Here is a 26,044-nt window from a genome sequence, read left to right as displayed (position 1 = left end):
CAATAACCTTCGCCAGCTATGCGATAGACTAAATTAGAAAAAAGAGAGCCCATCAGCTCTCTTTTTTTCCCTCAAAATATCTTCTTCGCATCCCGCTCTTCCTTCAAAATCTCTACAGCCTCGCGAAAACGCATAGAGTGAACGACTTCCCGCTCTCGCAAAAACTTCAAGCTGTCCTGCAAATCAACATCATCCGTCATGTCAATCAGCCATTGATACGTCGCGCGGGCTTTTTCTTCAGCAGCGATATCCTCATACAAATCCGCGATTGGATCGCCCTTGGCAGCAATATAGGCTGCCGTCCACGGCACACCACTGGCATTGTTGTAAAAGAGCGCCCGATCATGATTGGCGTAATGGTCACCCAGTCCCGCTTCCTTCAACTCTTCGACAGTCGCGTCTTTGGTCAGCTTATACACCATCGTGGCAATCATTTCGAGATGCGCAAACTCTTCGGTAGCGATATCCGTTAATAACCCTACGACTTTATTCGGGATCGTATACCGCTGGTTCATATAGCGCAGAGCGGCTGCCAGCTCTCCATCCGCCCCTCCATATTGCTCAATCAAATACTTCGCCATTCTTACATCGCACTTACTGACACGAACCGGATACTGCAGTTTTTTTTCATAAATCCACATCGGTTTCGTTATCCCTCTCTTCTAAACTTGCCAAGGCCATGGATCATCATTCCACTGCCACGGATACCCTGAATAGCTGCGACCAAGATTTTGCAAAGGCCCGTACAATTTCTCATATTCGTTCGCGAAAACCCAGCGCTGCTCCGTTAAATCATTAAACTGGTGAAGCGCATTCTGATCGGTGGGATGCGTATCTAAATAAAGGCTGAGCTCTACCAGTACAAAGTCGATCGCTTGCAGCTGTTCAAGCAATGCGTAATATTGTTCATCGCCAAATCTATTTTCAGCTGTCATGAGTGCTCCCTCCCCAAATGACTCAGTCTGGGATCATAGGGGCTAAAAAGTGCCGGCCATAACGTACCTAATTTCAACGCTTCCATCGGGCTGTATTGTGGTAAGTTCTCCGGCTGAAACGTCATGAACAGCTGAGCGGGCACCTGGTACGTCTTCACCCGAATCGGCGGACAAGGATCATAAGGACCTACATACGGATAGTAGTCGCGTGTTTGCGAATGCAATGCCAATATCCTCCTCCAACTTGCATTGTCTATTCCTTCATGACTACACTATGCAGCCCACCCAGTAGGCGTGATTGATACCCCAACACGAAGAAACCGCTCTCCTCTGTAAAAGGAAAGCGGTTAACACTACAATTCCACCTGTCCAGTCCATTTCGCCATGCCACCGTCCAGATTCGCAACATCTTTGTAGCCATTTTCTAGCAGAAGGTTTCCGCTCTCCACTCCCATCCTTCCGGTATGACAGACGAAGACGACTTTCTTGTCTGTGGGGATGCTCCTGTATTTCTCATTAATCTCTGCAAAAGGAATATTAATGGCATTGGGGACTCTTCCCTCTTCAAACAATTCAGGCTCGCGCAAATCCACAATCACCATATCTTTTTCACCCGTCATCCATTGCGCCAACTGTTCTGAATCTATGATTTGCAATGATTGTTTGGTATTCCAAAATACGAACGCTACCATAGCGAGCACGACCACCAGAGCACTCGTTATCCATATCTTTTTCATCCGATCCACCTTTTCGTATTTTATTTTGTTGCAGCCTTACCAAAATGCCATGAAGTCCGAAATACCGAGTAGGACAAACACGATACCAGCCAATTTTTGCGTTACCGCCCCCCATTTCCTTGTGTTCTTCATGAGAGAAGGGCTATCACTTGCAACGGCAAGCAGCAGTAAAACGATGAGTAGCGGTAGCGCCGTGCCAAGTGCAAATACAGTCGGAATGATCGGGCCGAACGAGCTCGTGAACATCATAGGCATCGTCAGTCCAAAATAGAGCCAGAACATCGTCGGACAAAACCCGAGGGAAAAGGCAACGCCAAGCCAAAAGGATTGTGTCTTTCCCTCAAATCGCTCCGAAAAACGCTTGATTTTTTCCTCAATTGATTGCGTATGTAGAAATGGCAGTCGAATCCATCCGATTAAGAACAATCCAATCAAAATAAACATCGGTGCTAGTAATTTTCTCGCCCACTGAAACAATGGAATCGCTTGTGTAGAGAGTTGTTCGCCAAACGCAAATACGATTGCTCCCAAAGCGGAATACACGACTGCTTTGCCAAGGATGAACGTCCATACATGACTACGAAAGCCACCTTTGACGACGACATTCTTCCCGAACACTGTAAATGCAGCCACATTCCCTGATAACTGGCACGGTGCAAACGCCCCAACGATCCCGAGCAACAACGCTCCAATCAACGGTGCTTGTTCACCCATTCCGTAATACAAATCGGAAAAGGGCTTGCTGATCCATGCTCCATATTGATACAAGTACGAATACCAATCCATGCTTCTCCTCCGAGTGGGGCTTCCTTTTCTTTTCTTTTATTTTACAAAAAGGTTGTGAGGAAACTATGAAGAAAAAAAGAAAGGCATGATTCGCCTCTCCTTTGCTTCATCCCGTCACTTGCAAGCGTCCCATCATGCCGCTTTCTTTGTGTCCAGGGATCGTACAATAAAATTCATAGATTCCTTCCTCCAATGCCTTCCACACTGTTTCAACAGACTCTCCCGGTTTGGCGTGCAAATGAACCACGCCATCAGCCATTGCTCCATGCTGATGTTCCGTGCTTGATTCTGAAATCGTTATAATTTTTCCATGAGACACAACCTCTATATCGTGCTCTACACTGCCATCATTTTGAAAAACGACTTTGATCTCCGTATTTTTTTTCACGGTAAATTGGTTCGGTTTATAGGAAAAGTCGACGGCTGTGAGGTTGATTTCTGTCGCGCGATCGCCTGCATAAAGAGCCGGGGATGGAAACGGTAATGATTGAAACCAGAAGAAGACGGCAAGCAGCAACACAGCTGGAGCGGCAGGATGATGAAAAATGGAGGACCACTTCGTTTCTTTTTTATTAAAATCAATCAGCTTGGCTACGAGCAGCATACATACGGTATAGAGCATGACGAAAACAAACAGGAGAGGCTCTACTTTTTCACTAGGGACCATCTCTCCCAGCATGGCGCCCATCATCCCGCCCATGACGCCTGATAAGATTCCTTCTACAATACTCAGGATCGACAATGGAACTCCTAGCAGAAAACCAGACAGTCCACCTGCCAGCATTCCCCACATGGTGGATACATAAAGGTCTCCCCTGTAAACATCGCCGAGGATCAACCCTCCAATCAAGCCAATCATCATACTGACAGACATCGTGCTCATCATGCCTTGCATATGATCGATTCCCTGCTTTCGTCGCCATATAAACCATGTGAAGCAAACGTAAGCGAAACCGACGTAGATCAGGACCTGATACACCGCGCTCAAGATACCACCCCCGAGTATATTCCCCACATTGTAAAGTATGTCCTACGCCAACAAAATAGGACAAAACGAACGAGAAAACCCTCTGACTACTGTCGAGAGGGCTCACCCATTTTCTAGTTCGCATGCCTGTTGGTAGCCTTTGCGCTCTCATATTCCCCCTGGTGATGGATACATGAAACATAGTGGTCGGATGAGATTCGCTCTAGCATAGGTACCATATTCCGGCAGTGGTCAACCTGATGGGGGCAGCGGACAAGGAAGGGACATCCTCTTTGGATTCCTTCATTCTGCACTTCCCCATCTACTATCAGCTCTTGCCTGTGTTTGAGAAAATGATTAAGATCGGATACCACGGCTACGAGTGCACGTGTGTAAGGGTGAGAGGGATGATACAGAATCTCATGAGTCGGTCCGATCTCGACGATATTCCCTTGATACATAACAGCTATCCGATCACACATGTAGGCAGCCGTCGACAGATCATGGGTAATAAACAGCATCGTCAGACCCATTTCTTCCTTCAATGATTTTAATAGCTGCAAAACGCCCATTCTGACCGACACATCCAACATGGAGGTCGGCTCATCAGCCGCAACGAACTTTGGTTTTAAAATGAGCGCTCGAGCGATTGCAATTCTTTGCCGCTGTCCCCCGCTTAGCTGATGCGGATATCGCTGCAAATAGCTTTCGGCAGGTCTTAACTCGATATGGTTGAGAATTTGAAGCACTTTCTCCCTCTTCTCTTCAAAGGTACTCGCTTTTTTATGGGCATGGAGCGGCTCCATTAAAATTTCAAGAATAGTCATTCCTGGATTCAATGAATCGTACGGGTCTTGAAAAATCATTTGCATCTCTTGCCGAATTCCCCTCACTGCCCGTTCCCCTAATCGACACAAATCTTGCCCATCAAAAAGAATTTGACCGGATGATTCTTTTGTAAGCCGCATAATCATTCGAGCAGTCGTTGTTTTCCCACACCCGCTCTCCCCGATGATCCCGAGAATCTCCCCCTTTTTAATGGAGAAATTCACATTGTTTACTGCATAGACCGTCGTCTTTTTGCTGCGAAAAAACGCTCCCTGCTTCTTTTCAAAGCGTTTGACCAGATTTTGCACCGTCACCAAATCATCGTTGGATTGCGACTTTTGTGTGATTGCCATGTCTTACCCTCCTACAAAACAGGATACAAAATGCCCTTCATGCACTTCTCTTATTGGAGGTGAATCTACCTTGCATTTGTCTTGCACATGTTGGCATCTCGTATGAAATCTGCACCCTTTTGGCGGGTTAATGAGCAGCGGCACTGTCCCCGGAATCGAACGGCATTCTTTCTCGGGGTCATTAATATCGGGAGTGGCAGCGAGCAAACCTTGTGAGTACGGGTGCCTTGGGTTCGTAATCAATTGTTCCGTTATCCCACATTCCACAATCTTGCCCGCATACATAATGGCAATCCTTTCACAGATGGCTGTCACCATCGGCAGATCGTGAGAGATAAGAATAATAGACAAGTCCATAGATCGTTGTAGATCTTTCAAAATCGCGATGACTTGCGCTTGGGTCAAAACATCCAGTCCGGTCGTCGATTCATCTGAGATGACGACCTGCGGATTACAGGCTAGCGCCATCGCTATGGCTACACGCTGTTTCATTCCTCCGCTGAATTCATGTGGGTACGACTTGCGCCTTTGCTTGGGAATCCCGACCATTTCCAATAGCTGCTCTGTTCGTCGAATCGCTTCCTCCATCGTCATTTTTTCGTGTAACAGAATCGCTTCCATAATTTGTTCCCCGACCGTAAATACAGGATTTAAGGCATTCATCGCGCTTTGGGGAATAACAGAAATTGATTTCCAGCGAAGCTTCTCGATCTGCTCTGCTGGCGCCTGCAACAAGTCGACTCCACCCAGCATGGCTTTCCCGCTCATGACCTTCCCCGGGTATTCGAGTAATCGCAGAATGGACTGAATCACGGTGGACTTCCCGCAGCCAGACTCTCCGATCAGCCCGAGCATTTCCCCCTTTTCCAGGTGAAAGCTGACATCCTCAACGGCTTCTACTACACCATTTGCCGTAAAAAAGTGTGTGTGCAAATTTTCGACGACGAGAACTTTATTCATGGCTAGTCACCCTTTCCGCAGCCGAGGATTAAAGATTTGTTCCAGCGAGTAGCCAGCAAAAGCAAACCCGATAACCAGCGCCGTAATTAACACACCTGGTGGCAAGATCCACCATAGCCATGCATCCGTCAGGAAAGCACTTCTGGCCTGTGCATAATACAGGGTCGTTCCCCAGCTTTTATTCAAAGGGTCGCCCAGCCCTAGGAAACTAAGGGAAGCTTCCAGCAAGATGGCGTTGCTCGCGGCCATGATGAATTGTGATAAGGCGATCGGTACGACTCCCGGCAAAATATGACGGAACATCACGGTAGAAACGCTGCTGCCAATTGATCGTGCAGCCTCCACGAACCCTTTCGTTTTTATCGTAAGGACCTGTGAGCGAACCACCCTAGCAGGAGATGCCCAGGTCAATACGGTAATGACGAAAATGAGATTCCAAAAGCTCGGACCGATAAACGCGGCGAGCAAAATCATCAAAGGCAAAAAAGGCACAACGAGTACCAAATCTACCAGTCTCATTAAAGCAGAATCGATTTTTCCCCCGAAGTATCCGGCAACGATCCCCACAAGAGAACCGAGCAAGATAGAAAACAACGCAGCTAAAATACCGATCGTCAATGAAATGCGCGAGCCGTACAGGAGCTCGCTAAAGATGTCTTGTCCAACGTCATTGGTTCCGAGTACATAATCTCCGCCTGGCGGAAGAAATGGCGCAGCTACACGTTCGTCCGGGTCAAAAGGTGCTAGGAGTGGTGCCGCTAGCGCAACAATTACAAACAAAAGTAGGATGATGATACCAATCGCCCCGAGTCGGCTAGATTGAAAAATGGTCCAGTACTGCAGCCATTTGCCTTTATCCATTGTTCCTTCCCACCTTTGGATCGAGAATCGGGTATAAGATGTCCGCTAGGAAGTTGGCGATGACTACGCTCAGTGTAATGATAAGAAAAGCAGCCTGTATCACCGGATAGTCCCTGCTTAAGACGGCCTCAAACATCAGCCTGCCGATGCCTGGGTAGGCAAACACGGTTTCAATCACCGTTGCCCCTCCAAAAATATTACCGAGACTGAGCATAAAAACCGTAGCTACCGGGAGTAACGCATTCCGCATCGCATGACGGTATTTGATCATTTTTTCTTTTACGCCTTTGGCTCTGGCCATCATAATGTAGTCCTCGCCCAGCACGTTCAGCATCGAATAGCGCATCGTCATATAGGTTGTCGTAACGGTGATCAATACGAGTGTCACCAGAGGTAAAACGAGATGATGGGCAATGTCGGTAACGCGATCTAAGCCAGTCAAATTGCTCCATGCCGTCTGCGCGCCAAAGATGGGAAACAGCCCCCATTGTGCGGCAAAAATCGCTACCAGAATCATGCCCAGCCAGAAGGACGGCATCGCGCTTAAAAACATAAAAATCGTTAAGAGACTAACATCGCTTCTTTTCCCCCATTTCCAGGCAGATATCGTCCCAAAAATGACGCCTAACAAGGTAGAAATCACTAAGTTCAATCCAGTTAACAGCATCGTCCACGGCAACCGCTCTGAAATCAACTCCGTTATCGGCATCTTTTGTTGGTAGGAATAGCCGAAATCCATCGTCGCCATATTTCCCAAATAGATGACGTATTGCTCCAAGAGTGATTTATTCAATCCGTGCGCCTCTAATATGGCCTCCTTCTCTTCCGTCGTCATGAGCATGATGTCTTCTCCCGCTATATACGCGAGGGGACTGCCTGGCATCAAACGAGGGAGGAGGAAGTTCAATGTCAGCATAATAAAAATAACGAAAATATATTGAGTGACCTTGCCTGTTAGAAATCGGGTCATGAGTACACCTCTTCTTTCGATAATCAACAGGAACAAATGGTTCCCCCGCAATAACCTTTAGGAGCATTACTGCAGAGGAAGCTGTCAACATGCTTACCGTTCGCTCTTCGTTTTTCTTCTGCTGAGCAAATACCATCCACCCGCTACGACAACGATAATAATGAGAATGGTCACGATCGAGGTCGTGCCTTTTCCCGTATTCGCATTCGCCTGTGCTTCTGTGGATACAGATGTAGCACTTTCTGTAGCAGTAGCAGGCGTTGTGCTTGCAGGTGTTGCTGCTGGCTGTTCCGTTGTCACAGCCGCTTTTTCGCCATTGGAAACAAAGGAGAGCTTGTTGATGATGCCTTTCCCATCCTGGAATACCCACCCGTCGTATTTAGCGGGATTGTACGCACCAATTTCCTCAGCATAGTACAGAGGGACGATCGGATAATCTTTGGCTACCTGCTCTTGCATCTGATTGATAATCTGTAGGCGTTTTTCCGGTTCCAATGTGGCATCGAACTGTTCAGCCAGCTTGTCAAACTCTGCACTTTTGAATCCGCCAATATTGGTTCCTCCTTTGCCAGCTAGATCGGAGTGGAACAAATCAATCAATCTGGCAGGGAACAGCTGCATCGTAGTCGACCAGCCAAACATCGTCATGTCATAATTCCGGCCTTTGGTGACATCATATTCGGGCCAGACAAGACTAATCACGGTATCGGGGTCCATCGGTCGAACTTTCATATCAATCCCGATCGTTTTCATCCATCCGGCAATGATTTCAGCAGAGCGTATGCTAGAAGGGTTGTTTGATTGGACTAGATTGACGAGTTCGAGCTTTTTGCCATCTGGCGCCTCTCGCAAGCCATCATTGTTCGTGTCTTTATAGCCTGCTTGTTCAAGAATGGATTTGGCTTGTTCAACATCGGTCTTATGTACGACTGCCTTGTTGTAAGAAGAAGTAGCTGGATGAATAAAGCCGGGACTTCCTTTTGTGCCAAAGCCGAGCAAAACCGTATCTACCAAGTATTGCGGGTCGATAGCAAGACTAATCGCTTGGCGAAATTTTTGATCGGACATCGGGAACTTTTCGGCGTTGAATTGGAGTAACGTTGTAGCAAAACCGGGGCCTCTTTCCACTTTAATTGACGGATTGCTTTCAAACTCTTTGACGAGTTCCGGTTGGACTCTGCGACTGATGACATCCAGCTGCCCGGCCGCGAGTGCTGTAAACATGGCGTTAGCTTCTGCGATGATGGGGATGACTAACGTATCGATTTCCGGTTTGCCTTTAAAGTACTGCGGGTTCGCTTTCAGCTTATAGAATTGATCCTTTTTGTAATCCTCTAAAATGAAAGGACCGCTCCCCAAGGAATTGTTGAAGTTATCAGGATCCGTCACAGAGCTCCAAATATGTTTCGGGAGAATTGGCAAATCAGCGAGAGGTTGAATGAAGAAATCTGGTTCAGGCTTCTCAAGCTCCATGATTACGGTGGTTGGGTCGGGTGTTTGAATGCTTTTCACGAGTGCAGCTGGGGTTGTAAAGCGGGATTTTTTATATTTCAACAAGTATTCGTAGGTGAACTTCACATCCTCTGAGGTCAAAGGCTTTCCGTCCTGCCACAAGATTTGGTCATGCAAGATCATTTTGTATTGCTTGCCGTCGCCGGATACCGTGAATTCTTTGACCAGCCAAGGAATGGGTTTGTTGCTTTTATCGAGGATAAATAGCGGGTCGTAAAGAAGATTAACCAGCTCGAGTCCAGGAAAGCCGGTATTGTATGTGTATAGATTCAAGGAGCGTTCATCCTGTGTGATCCCAAGCTTCACCTCCCTGTGATTCTCGGCACCAGCCGGAATAGCGAACAACGCGGAAACCAGAGCGATGAGCAGCCATATGATCCCGATTCGATTATGCTTCATCCGACATCTCTCTCCTATTAGTTGATCAGTTCTTTCAAATGAAAGTTCCCATCACGTTTATATGCTTCTGCTAATGTAAAATGACCATGTGTTGCCAAACCGTGATAGACGTGAATGGCTTGATCGAGTACCTTGTGCACTGCTCTTCCCTTTTCGTAGTCAGAGGGCAACGCGGAAAACCCAGGGACGATAGCCTCCATTGCCTTCGCATCTATCGCTTCTTCAAAATGTCGGCCACTGAACTCCATCTGACTGTGCAAGACATCCATCGCTCGATTTTTCTGTTCCCACACTGACGAAATATCAACGACACAGTTGGGTTGATGCGGAGTCATGTAATAGAGCGCCGGGATCGGATGTGCCTCCAAGCCAGGCATTTCATCTAAAGCAAACTCCCGACTTGCCAATGCGATACTTTCTAAGATTAAAATCATGGCCTGCCTACGGTCTGGGTCCAAGTCGTGAAAAGAATGTTCCGGGTCCTGCGTAATGATAATATCTGGCTTCACTTCCCGGATAATCTGTACGAGCTTTTTCTTGGACTCCGGACTGACATCAACATAACCGGATTGAAAGCCGGGAAAATACATTTGAACCCCCAATACCGCTGCCGCCTCTGTAACTTGCGGGCGTGATTTTTCGCTAGACAGTATGATCGAGGCGTACGATTCCCCTCCATTGTTCACGTTAATGGCAAGAGCACCGCCACACTCCACCACTTCCATGCCGTACACACCTAACAGCAACATTTTCTTGCCCATTTTTTCATCTCCCTTGTCATCCTGTTTGATTGATATTTTCTGTATTATGAAAATATTCTGACTTGAAAATACTATACCCCACTAACCTATATTTCGCAATAATAAAAAAGCTTCATTTCTGAAGCTTTTTATTTCATCAGCTTATTCATCGTGGTTAACAGCTCGTCAATGACTGCGCTGTCCCCTTCTTGGATGCGTTCAATCACACAGGATTTCATATGTCCTTCCAAAAGGATACGTCCCACTGAATTTAAGGCAGATTGTACCGCAGCAATTTGATTCAAGACATCATCACAATAAGCATCCTTCTCCACCATGCCTTTAATCCCGCGAATCTGTCCCTCAATCCGATTGAGGCGCGCCTGCAAGTTTTGCTTGGTTTTTTCTGAATGATGACTGTTTCGATCTGATGTATGACAAGACTGTACAACGTTCAATTCTGCACTTGACAATGAGATTCCTCCTCTAATCATCCTAGCAAACATACGCTTCGATTATAATCCAAATTTTCAAAATGTAGCAAGTTCCATATTCACATATCTGTCAGGAAGACAGCCCCAATTCTTTTCGGACATTTTCCAATCCATATCGCTCGACAAACTTGAAAAACTTCTCTCTCTTTTTCCCTTGCGTCTGATACAACGTAATGATGCTTTGGACGATGGAGGATAATTGTTCTTCCTTCACCTGCTCGACCAGGAGCTCGGCTGTTTTGGCCTCCATTGTTTTCGATTGGCCTCCGACGTAAATTTCAAAGGTTTCTTTTCGCTTGACGATCCCGATATCTTTTACCAACGGCTCTCCACAGGCATTTGGGCAGCCCGTATAACCGACTCTCACCGTAAAAGGAACGACCATCCCTGCGATCGTATCATTCAAATTTCTCGCTGCCTCTAGCCCTTCAATCTCTGCTCCTTTGCAAAAAGAACAGACAGACAAATTCTTCACAACAGAGCCCGTTTCGTACACGCATAAGCCTTTTTCACGCAGCGCTTTTTTCGCATTCTCAGCCTTCTCTTCATTCATCTCGACAATAAGCTGCTGAAAGGTTGAAAGTTCAATTTGTGCATCCTCGCCAACGATTTGACCGATCGCCACCATATCTGTTGGGGTAAACACAGAACCGCCGACACGAATTTCTGGACTTACGGCAAACTGTACACGCTTCAAAAGGCATTCCTCCTACGCATTTGAATTTTTAATTTTCGGTTAACTGCAAGCTATAAGAAAGACTGCAATTCTACAATCACAGCCTTTCCCGCAACCTTTCCTTAAACGACATCGTATCCTTGATCTTCAATGGTCTCTTTCACATTGTCCAGCGAAACAACGGATTCATCAAAAGTCACGCTTACCTGATTGTCAGCAAGGCTTACCGTTGCTTTGCTAACCCCGTCTAGTTTTTGAAGTGCACCTTCTATGGAGATAACGCAGTGATTGCAGGACATTCCTTGTACGTTCAAAGTGACATTCATTTTACATCCTCCTTTGTTTTTGGGAAGCTTTACTTGATTACATTTTACGATACCCCTGTAGGGTATGCAATACCCAATTTTACATTTTCCTGCTGTGTACATACAAAAAAGCTCCCCATCTATAAAAGACAGGGAGTTTTCCTTACGCTTCTTGGCTGAGATGATTTCTGATGGGAGCAAAAAACACGTGCTCCACCTCATTGGCAGATAATGGGCGACTATAATAGTACCCTTGAATTTCCTTGCAATGATTTTCTGTCAAAATGTCTAATTGATCCTTCGTTTCAATACCTTCTGCAATCACATCCAATTTCAGATGCTTCGCCATCGAAATAATGGTGGCCACAATGGCTTTATCGTTATCATTTCGAGACAGGTCTGTTATGAAGGAGCGGTCAATTTTTAGTTTGTGGATCGGGAACTTTTTCAAATAGCTCAAAGAGCTGTAACCGGTTCCAAAATCATCCAGACTGATTCTCGTTCCGATTTTGTTTAACTCATGCAGGATACTGATCGATACAGCCGGGTCCATCATCATGCTCTCCGTGATTTCCAGTTCTAAAAAGTGCGGGGCAAGCTTGGTTTCCTCGAGGATATTTTTGATGTACTGGACGAGGTTCCGTTGGTGAAATTGATGGGAGGACAAGTTGACGGATACGGGGATCAACGGTCCCCCTTCATCATGCCAATGCTTCATTTGCCTGCACGCCTCGCGAAGCACCCATGTACCGATCTCATAGATCAACCCTGTCTCTTCAGCAATAGGGATAAACACTCCTGGTGAAAGCATCCCTTTGGTCGGATGATTCCACCTGACGAGCGCCTCCACTCCGATCATGCGATTACTTTCCGCATGAAATTGAGGTTGGTAATACACTACCAGCTCGTTACGTTCAATTGCTTTTCTGAGATCGCTTTCTATTTCAATATTTTCTAGCAATTGGACATCAAAATCGGGTGTATAGAACAGGTGACCATTTTTCCCCTGTTTTTTCACCTCGTACATGGCCGTATCCGCTTTTTTGAGCAGCGCGCCAGCATCCGTTCCGTGGTCTGGGAATATCGCCGTTCCAATACTTGCTGATATGTAAAATTCACTGTCTTTTAGCGAGAATGGCTGTTTCAATGCTTCAATGATCTTATCCGCTAAACTCTCTGCTTCCCGTCGGTCCGTTCCTGTTTCGCAGAGGATGGTAAATTCATCTCCACCCATCCGGGCAATTGTTGCGTGGTACCCTTCCGCATTTTTTACGATTCTGTCGCTGACCCCCTGCAAAAAGATATCGCCGTAGGAGTGTCCCAAGGAATCATTGATCATTTTGAACCGATCGATGTCGATAACCATGACGGCAAAGCTCGATGAATCTTGGCTACTTTTTTCAATGGATTGATGAAGGACTTGATTAAACTTTCTTCGGTTCGGTAAGTCGGTCAGCTCATCGTGATAAGCCAAATATCTGATTTTTTCTTTCACGCGATTCTCTTCGGTAATATCCTTCACAATGATGTGATTCCCCACCACTTCTCCCTCAATCTCAACCGGGACATTGAGTACACTCAGCTCTACGCGATTTCCGTTCGGATGAAGGATGGTCGTCTCAAAATTATTACGAATGGGCTGAAACGACTGGGCAAAAGAATCTTTAGTGATGTCCCTTTTCTCCTCAACAATATGCATGCCAATTTTGGATACATGTTGATTCATGAATTCTTCCTCACTCAGACCACCAATCTTCGTGACAGCTGGGTTCATTTTGATAATACATCCACCTGTATCTAAGGAAATAATGCCGTACTCATTATTTTTATAAAGGGAGCGATACCAGCTTTCATTTTCCTGAATGACCGTATCTTTTTGCGAGAGTCGTTTGTTAATAAACAATCCAAACAATGTAATGCCGATCAGTAAAAAAGTGGCTAAGACAATGATATAGGCCAAGGTCTCCGGTTCGATTTGCGTTTCCACCTCGGTTGTCGGCAGTTCCGTTACGTAGAAATGCGCTGCAACCATCCCAGTGTAATGCATACCCGCTATTGCAGCTCCCATAATGAGTGAACTGCCCAATTTGTATAAATACGCGTATTTCGACTGATCGCGGCGAAAGTAAAACAAGAGCCAAAGTGCCGCTGCCGAAGCAGTCGCTGCAATGATAATAGATAAAATGACGATCCACATATCGTATGTAATTTCGATAATCATCGCGGCCATTCCAACGTAGTGCATTCCAGATATTCCTGCGGCCATCAAAATTCCCGCGATACCTAACTGTCGTGCATTGAGGTTGCTTTTCGTGACGGTAAACAAGGCTATGCTTGAGACAAAAATAGCAAGAATGACAGATAGGATGACATACTCCATGTCATACAGAACCTTAATAGGGAGGGTAAGTGCCAGCATTCCGACAAAATGCATGGACCATATTCCAAGCCCCATCGTTGTGGCACCAAAAATTAACCAGAGTAGCTGATGCTTCCCCTTACTTGTACTCACTCTGGCTGCCAGGTTGAGAGCAGAAAAAGAAGCTGCAACCGCGATTAAATAAGATAGTATCACAAGGAAATTGTCGTACGTCCCATGTATCTGGTGATCCAAGCTCCTTCACCACTTTCCTTTTGTTAATCTGGATGGTTTCACTTAAACCATGCTGCCTGATTCACCATAACGATTTACCTGCAAGTAGGAATCGATTTCTTTCATGGGCAGCGGTTTACTGTAGAAGTACCCTTGGACTTCATTACACATTTGTTCCTTTAGAAAATCAACATGTTCTTGTGTTTCTACACCCTCTGCAATAACAGCAATTTTCATGTTGTGTGCCATATGGATGATCGTTTTAATAATCGCTTGATTCCGTGGATTCAAATTCCGGACAAAGGATTGGTCGATTTTGAGCCGATCGATCGGAAATTGACTTAGATAGCTCAAAGAACTGTAGCCCGTCCCGAAATCATCGATACTGATGCTAATCCCAAGACCTTTCAAGCGATTCAAAATCCGAATCGTATAGTCTACATTTAGCGCCATGCTTTCCGTGATTTCCAGCTCCAAGTATTGCGGAGATAAGCCTGTTTCTTCAAGGATCGAGGTAATCATCTCAATGAGATTGTTTTGCATAAATTGGCGTAAGGATATATTCACCGCAACCGCCAGCTGCGTAAAGCCTGCTTTCTGCCACACTCTTGTCTGTTGGCAAGCCGTTCGCATTACCCATTCCCCAAGCGGTACGATTAAGCCTGTTTCTTCTGCGATCGGGATAAATTGAATAGGTGGGATGAGACCAAGGTCTGGATGTTCCCAACGAATCAACGCCTCCATGCCAATAATCTGGCCCGTTTGCAATTGAATCTTCGGTTGGTAGTGCAGCGTAAATTGTTTCTCATCCAAAGCTTTTCGCAGCTCTCTTTCAAGCTGTAGCTTTTTGGCTAAAACCTGATGCAGCTCCTCCGAGAAAAATTGATAATTATTTTTCCCTTGCTCTTTTGCCAAATACATGGCAGCGTCTGCATGCTTCAACAGCGCTTCAATATCGTCTCCATCCTCCGGAAACATGCTGATGCCGATACTTGGTGTTATAAAGATTTCGATATGGTCCAACGTAATCGATTCGGACATGCTCGTGATGATTCGCTGCGCAATTTCACCAACCTCTTTGTGTGTGACACCTGTGAGAAAGATGGCGAACTCATCTCCGCCTAGTCGAGAAACAGAATCTTCTTTTCGCAAACAACCGATGAGACGATTTGCTACTGCTTGTAAAAGGACATCCCCTATGGAGTGACCCAGCGTATCATTTATGTTTTTGAATCGATCCAAATCGATGAACATGACGCCGATTTTCTCATCTTTTTGCTTTGCTTTGAGCATGGCCTCTGCCAGTTTTTCATGAAAAAGCGTTCGATTAGGCAGGTTGGTTAAGGAATCGTAATGGGCCATGTAGCGAATCGTTTCTTCGGCCTTTTTTCTCTCGGTGATGTCAATCATGGAGCCTACCATTTCCACGATTTCTCCGTTTTCCTCAATAGGTGACAACGTAATGTAATAATCATTTCCGGATAGTTTCAGTTCGAAGGTAACGGGCTCGCCAGCAAAAGCTCTGCGAAAAGAGCTTTCCATTTGCTCCGCTACCTCATAAGGAAAGATTTCATACGACGTTTTTCTCAACATCCTCTCAGACGTTAGCCCGAGCTCTTCCGCAATCTTCCCTTCACACAAGGTATAGGTGATGTTCCCTTTTGGATCTGTCACGATCTTGAACACACAGTTTTGCAAGTTTTGAACCGTCCGGCGAAAATCGTTCTGCAATGCTTCTGCCAAAGCTGCCTCTGCTTCAATGCGGTCGGTAATATCCGTACGAATCGAAACATATTGATACGGAACTCCCCGGTCGTCTAGAAATGGAACGATGGTCGTATTCATCCAGTATTCATTACCGTTTTTGGCTCGATTCTTCACTTCGCCCTTCCAGACACGTCCTTGCTTGATCGTTTCCCACATCAATTTAAAAAACGACTTGGAATGATAGCGAGAGTTAATGACCCGATGTGTATTTCCAACCAATTCATCCACTTCGTATCTGGAGATTTCACAAAACTTGTCATTTACATAAGTAATGACGCCTTTATCGTCTGTAATCGCTACAATCGAAGATTCATCCAGTGCATTTTTGATATCGTGCAAGTCCTTCATTGTCTTTGAAAGAGACTCTTCCATCTGCTTTCGTTTCGTGATGTCCGTCCCGATTGCCACGTACTGATAAAGGAATCCACTGTCGTTCATGAACGGTACTAACGTCATGCTAAGCCAATATTCCGTACCGTCCTTCGCCCGATTTTTCATCTCGCCTTTCCATACTTTTCCTCGGCTGATGGTATCCCATAGCGATTTAAAATAGTCTCGCGGATGGAAACCGGAATCGACGATGTTATGGTTCTCTCCGATTAATTCCTCTCTACTAAACTTGGATACTTGACAGAAGTTGTGATTGACGTAGGTGATGATTCCTTTTTCATCTGTTATCGAAATAACTGATGACTCTTCCAATGCAGATAATGCATACTTTACATCTCTGATTTGATTAAACACATGGCACCCCCGCCTGTTCTCGCATTACAATTGAAACTTACGAATGGAATGCTGCAGCTCTTCTGCCATTTCGGCGAGTGTACTGGAAGCGGTTGTAATCTGTTCCATAGAAGCTGTTTGTTCTTGTACAGAAGCAACTACGCTTTGCGTGTTTTCCGCTGCCATTCTTGAAACATGCGCAATTCCCTCTATAAATTCCACTACGGAAACAGTTCCGTTATTGGCTTCATTGATTTGTCCTGACATTTCTTGTGTTCTTTTCGAGACTTCGTCTACTACCCCCAAAATTTTATAGAAGGCAACCCCAGCTTGTTCGATCATGATGACTCCTTCTTTAACTGCTACGTCCCCTTGACTCATGACGTGAATCGCCTTTTCCGTATCTCTTTGAATATCCCCGATGATAGAAGCGATCTGCGAAGCTGCTTGCGCGGACTGTTCTGCTAATTTGCGAACTTCATCTGCTACAACTGCGAATCCTCTTCCCTGTTCTCCCGCTCTCGCCGCTTCAATCGCTGCGTTTAACGCCAATAAATTCGTTTGACTCGCGATTTCCGTAATAATCGAAACGATTGAACCGACTTCTTTGGATTTTTCGCCGAGCATATTGACCACTTCGGTAGAAGAGCTCACTCTTTGATTAATCTCATTCATTTGTTCGATTGATTGGGCAACCACTTCATTGCCTTCGGTTGCTGTTTTGTTCGCTTCAATGGATGAGCTGATCGCATGATCCATGCTCATTGATACTTGCTGCATAACTTGCGAGATGCTCACGGCAATCTGTGTGGCATTCTCTGCATCATTTACTTGCTGCTCAGCACCTGCTGCAATACCTTGGATCGATTGGGATACGTTCTCTGCTGTCTGACGTGTTAATTCGGAGCTGGCTGTCAATTCCTCGGAGGAGGCGGCTACTTGTTGTGAATGGAAGGAGACTCGTGCTAATAAATCTTGCAGATTATGCTTCATTTGGGAAAAATGGCGGGCCAGATCACCGATTTCGTCGCGATTCTTGATTTGAATTTCTGCTGAGGCCAAGTTCCCTGCGGCAATTTGTTCGGCTGCATTCGTGATCAGTAAAACGGGCTGAGAAATGGCACGTCCAATCATGAAGGCGATACCTGCTCCTGTGAGAAGAGCAAGTAAGCTAAGCAAGACAACCAGGAGCTTCGTAGATTGAATACCGCTATCCAGCTCGGCAATATCTTGTTCCAATAGCTTCTGTTCGAGAGCAACAAATTCTTGGGCTTTTTGAATGAACAATTCGCCGACTGGCGTACATTCATCTCTGACCAAGCGCGTGTACTCTTCTACCTTGTTTTGTTGTTTTAAGACTACAACCCGATCAATAATTTCCTCGTGTTGGGCATGTAGCTCATTCATCTCTGTTACGAGTTTTTGCCCTTCAGAAGTCATGCCCAAATTGAACATTTCTGCTGTAAGCTCTTTATAACGGTCATTTGCTTTTGAATACCCCGTCAGGTAGCTATCATCGCCTACAATGACATATCCGCGTGCATACTTTTGTCGTTCACTGACACTTGCAATAATGTCCTTGGACAACATCTCCTTGTTAACTCGGTCTTCAATCATCCTCCCATAACGGGAATCGATGGAAGAAATCTGAGAAAAACCAATCCCTGCTACTGCCACTAAAAGTAATAACACTGCCAAAAATCCTAAAAATAACTTTTTCCTTACCGTCAACTTCATAATAGTTGTTTCCTCCATCGTAATTCTACGAATTATTCCTTCATTCTGTGAACTATGTAAGTTATTTTATAATCCCTTCCTCTTATGTAACGGCATTTTCTATAGGTCTTTTGACCTTTTTATCATACAACATCGTTCTGTAACATTTTTGGAATTCTTTTCGACAATGAAAAAGCCCCGACTGCCAAGGCGGACGAGGCTTACCTATCCATTTATGCTGCTACTTTTTCTTGCATATCTTATCGTTTTGGCGCCCGAAAGCCTGCTTGCTGCGCTTCTTCCTCCGTCGCAAACCACATCTCCGCGTTTGTTTGCTCGTAGCTAGCGGAGCCTGGAACGTGGTAGATTTTCTCGCCTTTGCTGTTAATATTGCCCTTGATGGTCTTGCCTTCTGGTGGCGCGGTGTCTGCGGCGGTATTGTTATTGGACTGTTTTTTGGGCTTGGCTTTTTCCTTAGGAGCCTCTGTCTGCTGCCCTTCTAAAGCCCACAGTCCGCGATTCTGCTCCCGCGCCTCCCGCTCTGCTGCCAGGAACAGCTCTGCTTGGGCTACATTCGGTGGGATTGTCATGATCCGGGCGTAGCCGTCACGAACGAGCTTTTCATTGACGAAGGTGCCGTCTTCCAAATATACGTAAGCAAGCAAACGCTTGTATTTGTCATAGGGCTCTACATCGAACTTCAGCTTGACCTTTTTGCCAGTTAAAAGCTCCTTGGAGTAATTGCTCGCTTCTTTCCCATACGGTTCGACTGGATGGTTGAGTTTCACTGTCTCTGGGGTATCTACGCCAATCATACGGACTTTTTCTCCGCTGTCCAGCTCGAATGTATCGCCATCAACCACTCGTTTGATCACAGCATCTATCTCACCGTTAGCTTCTGGCTGGCCGGACGATCCACATGCCGATAGCAAAAGAACCAGTGCGAACAGATATATGGTTAATCGTTTCATAGACTTCGTTCTCCTCTTCTACGTTGCATTGTTTTCCAGCGTAGTGGATTTGCCAGCGCAGGTCAATAGAAGAGAAAAAAGTACAAATGTTCAAGATAGAAGTCCTTTTTTCCTAACGAAAAAAACGACCTTCACGCAAGGTCGTTTTGTCTATACGTCCAGATTTTAGTCACGATCAGCGCTAAACAAGAACAACAGGACGACCACGACAATAATAATCCATATAAATTCCTCGTTTTCGCGATCAAAAAAACCGTCGAGCAGACCCATGGTGGAGTCCTCCTTTCCTTCTCGCTACAGCCTATGCAAAAGGCTAGACGCGTGCCAGTAGTTGGAAGAGCCCAAAAGTGAAATGCGTGTTCAAATCTTACAAGTAGACAAGATCAAATGCGTAAAGGTACCTAGCTGTCTTACTTCATTCGTAAAACCAAGATTGGCAAGCTCCTGTAGCAATCGAGAGCGATCGGCATAACAGCGGTCCTGAATATCTGCTATCATTCTCGTATGACCTGCCTCCGCTAGGGCATCAAGATGAGCTTGTCTATGCGTCTGATCCACAAACATCAAATCGGCAATGACCAACCGCCCCCCTGGTTTTAACACACGACGACATTCCGCCAAGGCGAGCTGCTTCTGATCATCCGTCAAATGGTGCAAGGCGTAACTCGTAGCCACAAAGTCAAATCGGTTTTCTAAAAACGGAAACGCGAAAAAGGTTCCCAGCTTCGTCTCGACCTCCGGGTGTTTCGCTCTGCATTGCTTCAGCATTTGCGGAGATTGGTCGAACCCGCTCATCCTAGCTCCTTTGTTCACGAGACGCCCTGCGAGGTTTCCTGTACCCGTTCCAGCATCCAGACCACACTCCCCCGGTTTGACCGCAACTGTCGCAACGACCTCATCTAGTACGTTTTCGTATGATTCATGACCATTCCCGCCATGTGCCCATTCGTCGTAGCGGTCCGCCCATTCATTAAAATTCCATCGATCCACCCAGTTATCTCTTGTCTGCTTCAATCGCTTGTTCGCTTCTGCCAGTGTAAACAGCTCTCCTGGATCAATCGATTCTCTACCCTTTATCCGCTCAATCATCGCTTCTGTCGTTTGGATGACCTTGCTCATTTCTACCCACCTTGTATACATAAACGAGCGCTGCAGCTCTAAATAATGGAGAAGACTTCCTTCCTGATCTTTCATTTGAATCAGGAGCTCCCGAATGTCTTCTACCGCCATCCCGACCTCGCGGAGTGTAATGATGGTTTGCAGCCTCCAGACATCTTCCTCTGTGAACTGGCGATACCCGGACGCATCTGCTTTCGATGGCTTGATTAACCCTTTTTCTTCATAATATCGAATCGCACGCGGGGTTATTTGCAAGCGATGGGCCATGTCTTTGATTTGCATGGAACTCTCTCCCTGTATCATTCTTTCCTTATCATAAACCTTGACGCAGCGTGAATGTACAGAACGAAAGAAAAAAAGCTGCCGGATTCTTTCCGACAGCTCGTTTCTATCTTCTATCTTATTAATGTCTCGCCGGCTCAGAAATTTGCTGGAGAGCGTCACTCGCCTCATCTTGGTGAAACTGACGAACAGCCATATCTGCCAACGCCACAATTCCGACCAGCTTGCCAGATTCGACAACAGGCAGACGACGAATTTGATGCTGGGCCATGATCCTAGCCGCTTCATCGACAGTCGTTCCAGGTTCCCCAAGAATAATGTCTCGTGTCATGACGACCTCTGTGGCGGTCGAGCCTTCATGCTTTTCAGCCAAGCCACGAATGACGATATCGCGGTCCGTAATGATCCCGATTACATCATCTTTTTCATCCACCACCGGAATGACCCCTACATTCCAATCGCGCATTTTGCAAGCCACTTCATACACATTATCCTTAAGCGTCACAGTAGCGACATCTTTTGTCATAATTTCGCGCAGTGTGCGATTTTCCAGCTTCGCCATTTGTATTCTCCTCCTTTTGCTAATCAACGATTGTAGTTTGTCCTCTCAGCTATCGTTTCATGCGCAAGAAAGAGTATGATATATTGCGCTTCTTCCAAAAACAGACTATGATTAATAAGTGAATATCTCACCCATTTTTAGGAGGAAAAAGAATGGTCATTAAGGACACGGGGATTGGCACGAAAGAAGTCTTTTTCGCCGATCTGGAACATTACATGAGCGAACTCGGCTTTGATCGCGGCGCCTGGGATTACAAGCATGCTACATACGATTATAAAATCCAAGATAAAGGCACTGTCTTCTACCTGCGCATCGAAGCGAACGTGACAGAAGGCAAACTTGAGGATACGCACGCTGTCCTGAAGCTCGAAGATCCTTATATGGGCAAACATCTTTTCCCACACGGTCTGGATTACGATTACCCAATGCCAGACTCCGTTGTAAAAACAGCGAAATTAAAGCTGCAAATGCTGGGCGAAAAGCTGTCCTCACACTAAAAAATGAATTGGCACGGTGTACAGAGAGGAATCCCCTCTCTGTTTCACGTAGAGGGGGGTATTTTTATGAAGACGAGGGGCGTACCTGACTTCTTGCTCCTGTTTTTGACCGCCCTACTTGTTGGGTTTGGGATAACCATGGTGCTCAGCTCCAGCTCCATTTTCGCGTTGACCAGTTTTACAAGCGGCGGCTGTGATTATTGTGGCGGAGATGAGCTTTATTTCGTGAAGCGTCAATCGGTTTTCTTGCTGCTTGGTGTCGTTGGGATGCTGGTGGCCATGAACATTCCCTTCTCCTTTTATAAGAGAAATTTCTTATTGATTGCGCTCGTCAGCTTCTTTTCTTTGCTCCTGGTACTTGTTCCAGGGATTGGTAAGCAAGTTAACGGAGCACGATCGTGGTTTGAAATCGGTTCTGCAACCTTACAGCCTGCGGAGTTTGCCAAGCTTGGTCTTATTCTGTACTTGGCAGCGATCATCTCCAAAAAAGGCAATGGGATACAAAAGTTGAAATCTGGTTTGATGCCGCCACTGATGGTAACTGGGCTGTTTTTTATGCTGATTGTAGTCCAACCCGACCTCGGTTCTGCCGCCATCTTGCTCGGATGCGCTTTGATTGTCATGATCTGTGGTGGGGCCAAAATCCGTCATCTAGTCGGTCTCGGTGCACCAACTGTGACTGTTGCACTATTGGTATACATTACAGCAAAGCCCCATGCCTTGAATCGGATCTACTCCTATCTCGATCCGTGGAGTGATATGGATGGCACTGGCTACAACATCATTCAATCCTGGATTGCAATTGCACATGGCGGTCTGACTGGGACAGGCTTTGGAAAAAGCATTCAAAAATATTTGTATCTGCCCGAGAGGCATACCGATTTTATTTTCTCAATTATGACTGAAGAGCTTGGTTTTATCGGTGCCTCTGTGTTCCTCTTGATCTTCTTGCTTTTCCTACTGCGCGGTATCCATATTTGTCTGCGCGTAAAGGATACCTTTGCCAGTCTGGCAGGAATCGGTGTTGTCAGCATGTTCGCCATTCAGGCTATCCTAAACATTGGCGGAGTAACGGGTTTGATTCCATTGACAGGTGTACCTTTGCCGTTTATCAGTTATGGTGGTTCCTCTTTACTCGTATGTCTGCTCGCCACTGGCTTTTTGCTCAGTATTTCGCGGGAAGTCAGTCGCCAAAAGGTAGAAGAGCAATTACAAAAACAACCCTATGCCATGTAAGAAACAAAAGGGATACCGGATGCGTCCAGTATCCCTTTTTTCTTACTCATTTCGAAGGAGCTCGATTGTTTCCACCCGTACATTCACGGCTTCCACATAAAGACCAGTCAATGTTTCCACTGCTTCTTTTACTTTTTCCTGTAGGACGTGACAGACGTGATGGATCTGCGCCCCATAACGGACGGACACACGCATGTCAATGGTGACTCTGTCGTCTATTACGGATACGGTAATGCCTTTCGCGCCGCCATTCAGCTTTTTCGCCAAATCTTGATAGATTCCGCCTGAACGAACTGTGACTTCCAACACATCTTCTACAGCAACACCAGCAATGATCGCGATCACCTGATCTGCTACTCTGATTTCGCCAAGCCTGTCAGCCATCAGGACGTCCTCCTCTTCGCCCGTTTCGTACTTCACCCACTGGTTTCATTTCCCTTTTCTTTCATTATAAACAAATCATGCTTGGGCTTGGAAGGAAATTTGTTTTTTTCTCTCCGTTAGTGTCGGAGACGTGCAATGAATGTCGACGAGTGTCAACTGATCTGCAGCAAACGCCTCCCGCAATACCGGCTCTAAAGCATGTACCTCTTTGACGACCTTACCACTGATTCCGCAAGCATTCGCCAATTGTTGAAAATCTGGATTATGCAATTTTACTCCAAAAGGGATCAAGCCCGCCTGACTCATTTTGACCTCTTCCAATCCTAATGTCCCATTGTTCACCACGAGAATCACAATCGGAAGTTGGAGCTCTGCCACTGTCATAAGTTCTGCCAGATTCATTTGCAATCCCCCATCTCCAGCTACGCAGACGACCTGCTTCTCCGGATAGGTTAGCTTTGCAGCCACAGCCGCAGGCAACCCAAATCCCATCGTTCGCCACTTCCCGGAGAAGAGTGGGGTCTGTTTTTTCCCACGGAACGCCCGATTAAACCAGATCGTGTGCTCACCCGTATCTAGGACGATAATCGCATCTTCATTGACCACGCCCCCAAGCGTATTCATCAAGGTTTGTGGTTTTACTTGTTCACTCGCTTGTTGAATGACCGCTTGCTCTGTCTCCTCGCCAAACTCTTCATGCCACCGCTTGATCTGTTCCTGCCACGCATCGTCCATCCTGCGCGATTGCAAGCGTCTCATCCAGATAGGCAGGACATCGTCCAATTCAGCAGTGACAGACTGGAGGTAGGGATGTGCATGTATCGACCCAGGCTGATGATCTACTTGAATGACGGACAGTTTCTTTGGCAAAAAAGCGCGCGGGAACCAGCTCGCTCCCAAAATCAGCAACAAATCGGCTTCCGCTAAGGCATGTAAAGCTGTTTCACTGCCCCCCTCTCCCCATCCGCCGATCACAAGTGGATGAGATTCATCTACCGCCCCTTTTGCTCCGAGCGACAGCAACACGCCTGCCCCTAGCTGTTCCGCTAGCTTTACACACGAATCCGCCGACTTGCGGGCACCGATACCAAGCAGTATGAGAGGCTTTTGCGCCTTCACAACCTGCTCGCAAGCGAGTTCGATCTCCATCCGATCTGGATAAATGGCATGTGGAATACGTGGAAGTGCTGGAAGAACAGCATCTGAAGTCGTTTGCGTAAAGACGTCTTTGCAAATGGAGAGATGGCTCACGCCCTTTTGCTGCATAGACGTTACAAATGCTTTGTGCAAAACACTCTGGATTGCATCTGGATGCGTAATCGTCGTCGAATAAAAACTGATGGGACGTATCATGTCTTCTTGTGAGATAAACTGTTTGTACGCGCCACCCAGCTTGTATGTCTCCACTTGACCCGTAATCGCAATGACAGGTGCGCGATCTGTATGCGCATCTGCAAGTCCATTCAGCAGATTGACGAAACCCGGCCCCATCGTCGCGGTACAAACAGCCGGATTTCCCGTCAGTTTTGCTTCCGCACTTGCCATCATGGCCGCAGCAGATTCATGCTTGCAAGCAATATATTGAATGCCGGATTGCTTCGCGATCTGATCCAGCCACGCAAAGATTCCGTCACCTGCCACCCCGTATATTCGTTTTACTCCCCATCTGATCAATTGTTCCGTCAAATATTGCGCGACCTGCATCAAAATCTTCCCCTTCCAGTACTAAAGTGCAAATACATTACTCGTAGTCTACGCATTCTCCAATATTTTACTAAGGCCAAAATGACGGAAGTTGGAGAACCTAACAATATTCAACTGATATTCAAATCCATACCCGAAGGAGGGTAAGAAATGAAACAGCCTGTCAAATGGCTGCTAGCTGTAGTAGTATTCGCACTTCTGGTTACGACTGCGGTTATGGTATCTCCGTTGCGCTCAGATGCATTCAGTAAGCAGATCGTCAAAGTAGGGGCAGAAGGCTCAGACGTGCGTGAGATGCAGTATCGCTTGAAGCACCTTGGTTTTTATACGGGAAAAGTAGACGGCGTATTCGGGTGGCGTTCTTATTGGGCGTTGCGTAACTTTCAGTATGAGTTTGGCTTAACCATAGACGGTGTCCTCGGAGCGCAGACAAAAGTAAAGCTGTATAACGCAACGAAAAATTATAAGCCCACTGCTTCTGATCTCGGGGCGCCACAAACCGCAACCCCTGCACCATCGAAGCCTTCTACGCCTCCTAAGCCCTCTAAGCCTACTTATCACGCAGCCGGAATATCGGAGAATGACCTGCGTTTGATGGCGAATGCTGTTTACGGAGAATCGCGTGGAGAGCCTTACATCGGCCAAGTGGCAGTGGCGGCTGTCATTCTAAACCGGACGAAGAACGCAGCCTTTCCCAATACACCCGCGGGGGTTATCTTCGAACCGCGTGCCTTTACAGCCGTGGCGGATGGTCAAATTTGGCTAGCACCGAACGAGCAGGCAAAAAAAGCAGTGAATGATGCGCTCAAAGGTTGGGACCCATCAGACGGAGCCATTTATTATTTCAACCCGGATACAGCTACATCCGGTTGGATTTGGAGCCGCCCTCAAATCAAAAAGATCGGCAGACACATTTTTTGTCGCTAGCATTCCATAAAAAACAGGCACGACAGTCGTAAGCTGCGTG

Annotated in this window: 26 protein-coding genes; 3 read left to right on the top strand and 23 right to left on the bottom strand. The window is 46.3% G+C overall.

All coding sequences use genetic code 11. From position 1 onward, the window contains the following. Positions 1-71 precede the first annotated feature (71 nt). The 21 genes from ACFVS2_RS01135 to ACFVS2_RS01035 all read right to left on the bottom strand — a co-directional run bounded on the left by ACFVS2_RS01135 (position 72) and on the right by ACFVS2_RS01035 (position 21,256). Positions 72-641, bottom strand: a complete 570-nt coding sequence (locus ACFVS2_RS01135; protein ID WP_007725798.1) for a manganese catalase family protein — start codon at positions 639-641, stop codon at positions 72-74. Positions 642-662: 21 nt separating this feature from the next. Then, positions 663-935: a spore coat protein CotJB gene (locus ACFVS2_RS01130; RefSeq protein ID WP_390229998.1), complete on the bottom strand. Its 273-nt coding sequence runs from the start codon at positions 933-935 to the stop codon at positions 663-665. Further along, complete coding sequence (locus tag ACFVS2_RS01125) at positions 932-1,159, bottom strand: spore coat associated protein CotJA (protein ID WP_390229995.1); 228 nt, start codon at positions 1,157-1,159, stop codon at positions 932-934. Before ACFVS2_RS01125 ends, ACFVS2_RS01130 begins: the two co-directional genes overlap by 4 nt. A gap of 129 nt (positions 1,160-1,288) precedes the next feature. Then, positions 1,289-1,672, bottom strand: a complete 384-nt coding sequence (locus ACFVS2_RS01120) for a rhodanese-like domain-containing protein (RefSeq protein ID WP_390229992.1) — start codon at positions 1,670-1,672, stop codon at positions 1,289-1,291. Between the two features lie 36 nt (positions 1,673-1,708). Then, positions 1,709-2,458, bottom strand: a complete 750-nt coding sequence (locus tag ACFVS2_RS01115; RefSeq protein WP_390229989.1) for a cytochrome c biogenesis CcdA family protein — start codon at positions 2,456-2,458, stop codon at positions 1,709-1,711. Positions 2,459-2,564: 106 nt separating this feature from the next. Continuing rightward, on the bottom strand, positions 2,565-3,437 hold the full coding sequence (locus ACFVS2_RS01110; RefSeq protein ID WP_390232344.1) for a cupredoxin domain-containing protein: 873 nt from the start codon (positions 3,435-3,437) through the stop codon (positions 2,565-2,567). Positions 3,438-3,559: 122 nt separating this feature from the next. Next, positions 3,560-4,606 (bottom strand): ABC transporter ATP-binding protein, encoded by a 1,047-nt coding sequence (locus ACFVS2_RS01105; RefSeq protein ID WP_390229986.1) that lies wholly within the window; start codon positions 4,604-4,606, stop codon positions 3,560-3,562. Positions 4,607-4,609: 3 nt separating this feature from the next. Continuing rightward, the gene (locus ACFVS2_RS01100) at positions 4,610-5,566 is read right to left on the bottom strand and encodes an ABC transporter ATP-binding protein (protein ID WP_390229982.1); all 957 of its coding nucleotides are present in this window, start codon (positions 5,564-5,566) and stop codon (positions 4,610-4,612) included. 6 nt (positions 5,567-5,572) lie between these two features. Next, a complete protein-coding gene (locus tag ACFVS2_RS01095) occupies positions 5,573-6,427 on the bottom strand; it encodes an ABC transporter permease (protein WP_390229979.1) in 855 nt (284 codons plus the stop codon). Beyond that, positions 6,420-7,397, bottom strand: a complete 978-nt coding sequence (locus tag ACFVS2_RS01090) for an ABC transporter permease (protein WP_390229974.1) — start codon at positions 7,395-7,397, stop codon at positions 6,420-6,422. The genes ACFVS2_RS01095 and ACFVS2_RS01090 overlap by 8 nt, the downstream gene beginning before the upstream one ends. Positions 7,398-7,490: 93 nt before the next feature. After that, a complete protein-coding gene (locus ACFVS2_RS01085; RefSeq protein ID WP_390229971.1) occupies positions 7,491-9,308 on the bottom strand; it encodes an ABC transporter substrate-binding protein in 1,818 nt (605 codons plus the stop codon). A gap of 17 nt (positions 9,309-9,325) precedes the next feature. Continuing rightward, complete coding sequence (locus ACFVS2_RS01080; protein WP_390229968.1) at positions 9,326-10,069, bottom strand: PIG-L deacetylase family protein; 744 nt, start codon at positions 10,067-10,069, stop codon at positions 9,326-9,328. A 128-nt stretch (positions 10,070-10,197) separates the two neighbouring features. Next, positions 10,198-10,521: a metal-sensitive transcriptional regulator gene (locus ACFVS2_RS01075; protein ID WP_016739861.1), complete on the bottom strand. Its 324-nt coding sequence runs from the start codon at positions 10,519-10,521 to the stop codon at positions 10,198-10,200. Positions 10,522-10,612: 91 nt separating this feature from the next. Further along, a complete protein-coding gene (locus ACFVS2_RS01070) occupies positions 10,613-11,239 on the bottom strand; it encodes a nitrite reductase (RefSeq protein WP_390229965.1) in 627 nt (208 codons plus the stop codon). Between the two features lie 101 nt (positions 11,240-11,340). Further along, positions 11,341-11,544: a copper chaperone CopZ gene (gene copZ, locus ACFVS2_RS01065; RefSeq protein ID WP_007725825.1), complete on the bottom strand. Its 204-nt coding sequence runs from the start codon at positions 11,542-11,544 to the stop codon at positions 11,341-11,343. Positions 11,545-11,686: 142 nt separating this feature from the next. Further along, complete coding sequence (locus ACFVS2_RS01060) at positions 11,687-14,137, bottom strand: bifunctional diguanylate cyclase/phosphodiesterase (protein WP_390229962.1); 2,451 nt, start codon at positions 14,135-14,137, stop codon at positions 11,687-11,689. 42 nt (positions 14,138-14,179) lie between these two features. Next, a complete protein-coding gene (locus ACFVS2_RS01055) occupies positions 14,180-16,627 on the bottom strand; it encodes an EAL domain-containing protein (protein WP_390229959.1) in 2,448 nt (815 codons plus the stop codon). A 24-nt stretch (positions 16,628-16,651) separates the two neighbouring features. Further along, a complete protein-coding gene (locus tag ACFVS2_RS01050; RefSeq protein ID WP_390229956.1) occupies positions 16,652-18,343 on the bottom strand; it encodes a methyl-accepting chemotaxis protein in 1,692 nt (563 codons plus the stop codon). Between the two features lie 239 nt (positions 18,344-18,582). Further along, positions 18,583-19,293: a thermonuclease family protein gene (locus ACFVS2_RS01045; RefSeq protein WP_390229953.1), complete on the bottom strand. Its 711-nt coding sequence runs from the start codon at positions 19,291-19,293 to the stop codon at positions 18,583-18,585. Positions 19,294-19,653: 360 nt separating this feature from the next. Continuing rightward, positions 19,654-20,694 (bottom strand): MerR family transcriptional regulator, encoded by a 1,041-nt coding sequence (locus ACFVS2_RS01040; protein WP_390229950.1) that lies wholly within the window; start codon positions 20,692-20,694, stop codon positions 19,654-19,656. Positions 20,695-20,815: 121 nt separating this feature from the next. Continuing rightward, positions 20,816-21,256 carry a CBS domain-containing protein gene (locus tag ACFVS2_RS01035; RefSeq protein WP_390229947.1) on the bottom strand — a complete coding sequence of 147 codons (441 nt, stop codon included), beginning with the start codon at positions 21,254-21,256 and terminating at the stop codon, positions 20,816-20,818. Between the two features lie 152 nt (positions 21,257-21,408). Here ACFVS2_RS01035 and ACFVS2_RS01030 point away from each other — a divergent pair, with 152 nt between their 5' ends. Continuing rightward, positions 21,409-21,753, top strand: coding sequence for a YugN family protein (locus ACFVS2_RS01030; RefSeq protein ID WP_048032475.1), 345 nt, complete (start codon positions 21,409-21,411; stop codon positions 21,751-21,753). A gap of 66 nt (positions 21,754-21,819) precedes the next feature. Further along, a complete protein-coding gene (gene ftsW / locus ACFVS2_RS01025; RefSeq protein ID WP_390229944.1) occupies positions 21,820-22,989 on the top strand; it encodes a putative lipid II flippase FtsW in 1,170 nt (389 codons plus the stop codon). A gap of 42 nt (positions 22,990-23,031) precedes the next feature. Here ftsW and ACFVS2_RS01020 read toward each other — a convergent pair whose 3' ends face one another. Continuing rightward, the gene (locus ACFVS2_RS01020; RefSeq protein ID WP_173620272.1) at positions 23,032-23,373 is read right to left on the bottom strand and encodes an Asp23/Gls24 family envelope stress response protein; all 342 of its coding nucleotides are present in this window, start codon (positions 23,371-23,373) and stop codon (positions 23,032-23,034) included. A 75-nt stretch (positions 23,374-23,448) separates the two neighbouring features. Next, positions 23,449-25,077: a thiamine pyrophosphate-binding protein gene (locus ACFVS2_RS01015; RefSeq protein ID WP_390229941.1), complete on the bottom strand. Its 1,629-nt coding sequence runs from the start codon at positions 25,075-25,077 to the stop codon at positions 23,449-23,451. Between the two features lie 150 nt (positions 25,078-25,227). Here ACFVS2_RS01015 and sleB point away from each other — a divergent pair, with 150 nt between their 5' ends. Further along, positions 25,228-26,004 (top strand): spore cortex-lytic enzyme, encoded by a 777-nt coding sequence (gene sleB, locus ACFVS2_RS01010; RefSeq protein ID WP_390229938.1) that lies wholly within the window; start codon positions 25,228-25,230, stop codon positions 26,002-26,004. Positions 26,005-26,044 lie beyond the last annotated feature (40 nt).

It is taken from the genome of Brevibacillus sp. NPDC058079, assembly GCF_042885155.1.
In the GTDB taxonomy this organism is placed as follows: domain Bacteria; phylum Bacillota; class Bacilli; order Brevibacillales; family Brevibacillaceae; genus Brevibacillus.
This window is presented reverse-complemented; position numbering and strand designations above follow the sequence as displayed.

What these genes read in the sequence shown, in the direction of transcription:
- ACFVS2_RS01135 (WP_007725798.1), bottom strand. Translation starts at nt 641, where the DNA reads ATGTGGATTTATGAAAAAAAACTGCAGTATCCGGTTCGTGTCAGTAAG.
- ACFVS2_RS01130 (WP_390229998.1), bottom strand. Translation starts at nt 935, where the DNA reads ATGACAGCTGAAAATAGATTTGGCGATGAACAATATTACGCATTGCTT.
- ACFVS2_RS01120 (WP_390229992.1), bottom strand. Translation starts at nt 1,672, where the DNA reads ATGAAAAAGATATGGATAACGAGTGCTCTGGTGGTCGTGCTCGCTATG.
- ACFVS2_RS01115 (WP_390229989.1), bottom strand. Translation starts at nt 2,458, where the DNA reads ATGGATTGGTATTCGTACTTGTATCAATATGGAGCATGGATCAGCAAG.
- ACFVS2_RS01105 (WP_390229986.1), bottom strand. Translation starts at nt 4,606, where the DNA reads ATGGCAATCACACAAAAGTCGCAATCCAACGATGATTTGGTGACGGTG.
- ACFVS2_RS01100 (WP_390229982.1), bottom strand. Translation starts at nt 5,566, where the DNA reads ATGAATAAAGTTCTCGTCGTCGAAAATTTGCACACACACTTTTTTACG.
- ACFVS2_RS01095 (WP_390229979.1), bottom strand. Translation starts at nt 6,427, where the DNA reads ATGGATAAAGGCAAATGGCTGCAGTACTGGACCATTTTTCAATCTAGC.
- ACFVS2_RS01090 (WP_390229974.1), bottom strand. Translation starts at nt 7,397, where the DNA reads ATGACCCGATTTCTAACAGGCAAGGTCACTCAATATATTTTCGTTATT.
- ACFVS2_RS01085 (WP_390229971.1), bottom strand. Translation starts at nt 9,308, where the DNA reads ATGAAGCATAATCGAATCGGGATCATATGGCTGCTCATCGCTCTGGTT.
- ACFVS2_RS01080 (WP_390229968.1), bottom strand. Translation starts at nt 10,069, where the DNA reads ATGGGCAAGAAAATGTTGCTGTTAGGTGTGTACGGCATGGAAGTGGTG.
- copZ (WP_007725825.1), bottom strand. Translation starts at nt 11,544, where the DNA reads ATGAATGTCACTTTGAACGTACAAGGAATGTCCTGCAATCACTGCGTT.
- ACFVS2_RS01050 (WP_390229956.1), bottom strand. Translation starts at nt 18,343, where the DNA reads ATGAAGTTGACGGTAAGGAAAAAGTTATTTTTAGGATTTTTGGCAGTG.
- ACFVS2_RS01045 (WP_390229953.1), bottom strand. Translation starts at nt 19,293, where the DNA reads ATGAAACGATTAACCATATATCTGTTCGCACTGGTTCTTTTGCTATCG.
- ACFVS2_RS01040 (WP_390229950.1), bottom strand. Translation starts at nt 20,694, where the DNA reads ATGCAAATCAAAGACATGGCCCATCGCTTGCAAATAACCCCGCGTGCG.
- ACFVS2_RS01035 (WP_390229947.1), bottom strand. Translation starts at nt 21,256, where the DNA reads ATGGCGAAGCTGGAAAATCGCACACTGCGCGAAATTATGACAAAAGAT.
- ACFVS2_RS01030 (WP_048032475.1), top strand. Translation starts at nt 21,409, where the DNA reads ATGGTCATTAAGGACACGGGGATTGGCACGAAAGAAGTCTTTTTCGCC.
- ftsW (WP_390229944.1), top strand. Translation starts at nt 21,820, where the DNA reads ATGAAGACGAGGGGCGTACCTGACTTCTTGCTCCTGTTTTTGACCGCC.
- ACFVS2_RS01020 (WP_173620272.1), bottom strand. Translation starts at nt 23,373, where the DNA reads ATGGCTGACAGGCTTGGCGAAATCAGAGTAGCAGATCAGGTGATCGCG.
- ACFVS2_RS01015 (WP_390229941.1), bottom strand. Translation starts at nt 25,077, where the DNA reads ATGCAGGTCGCGCAATATTTGACGGAACAATTGATCAGATGGGGAGTA.
- sleB (WP_390229938.1), top strand. Translation starts at nt 25,228, where the DNA reads ATGAAACAGCCTGTCAAATGGCTGCTAGCTGTAGTAGTATTCGCACTT.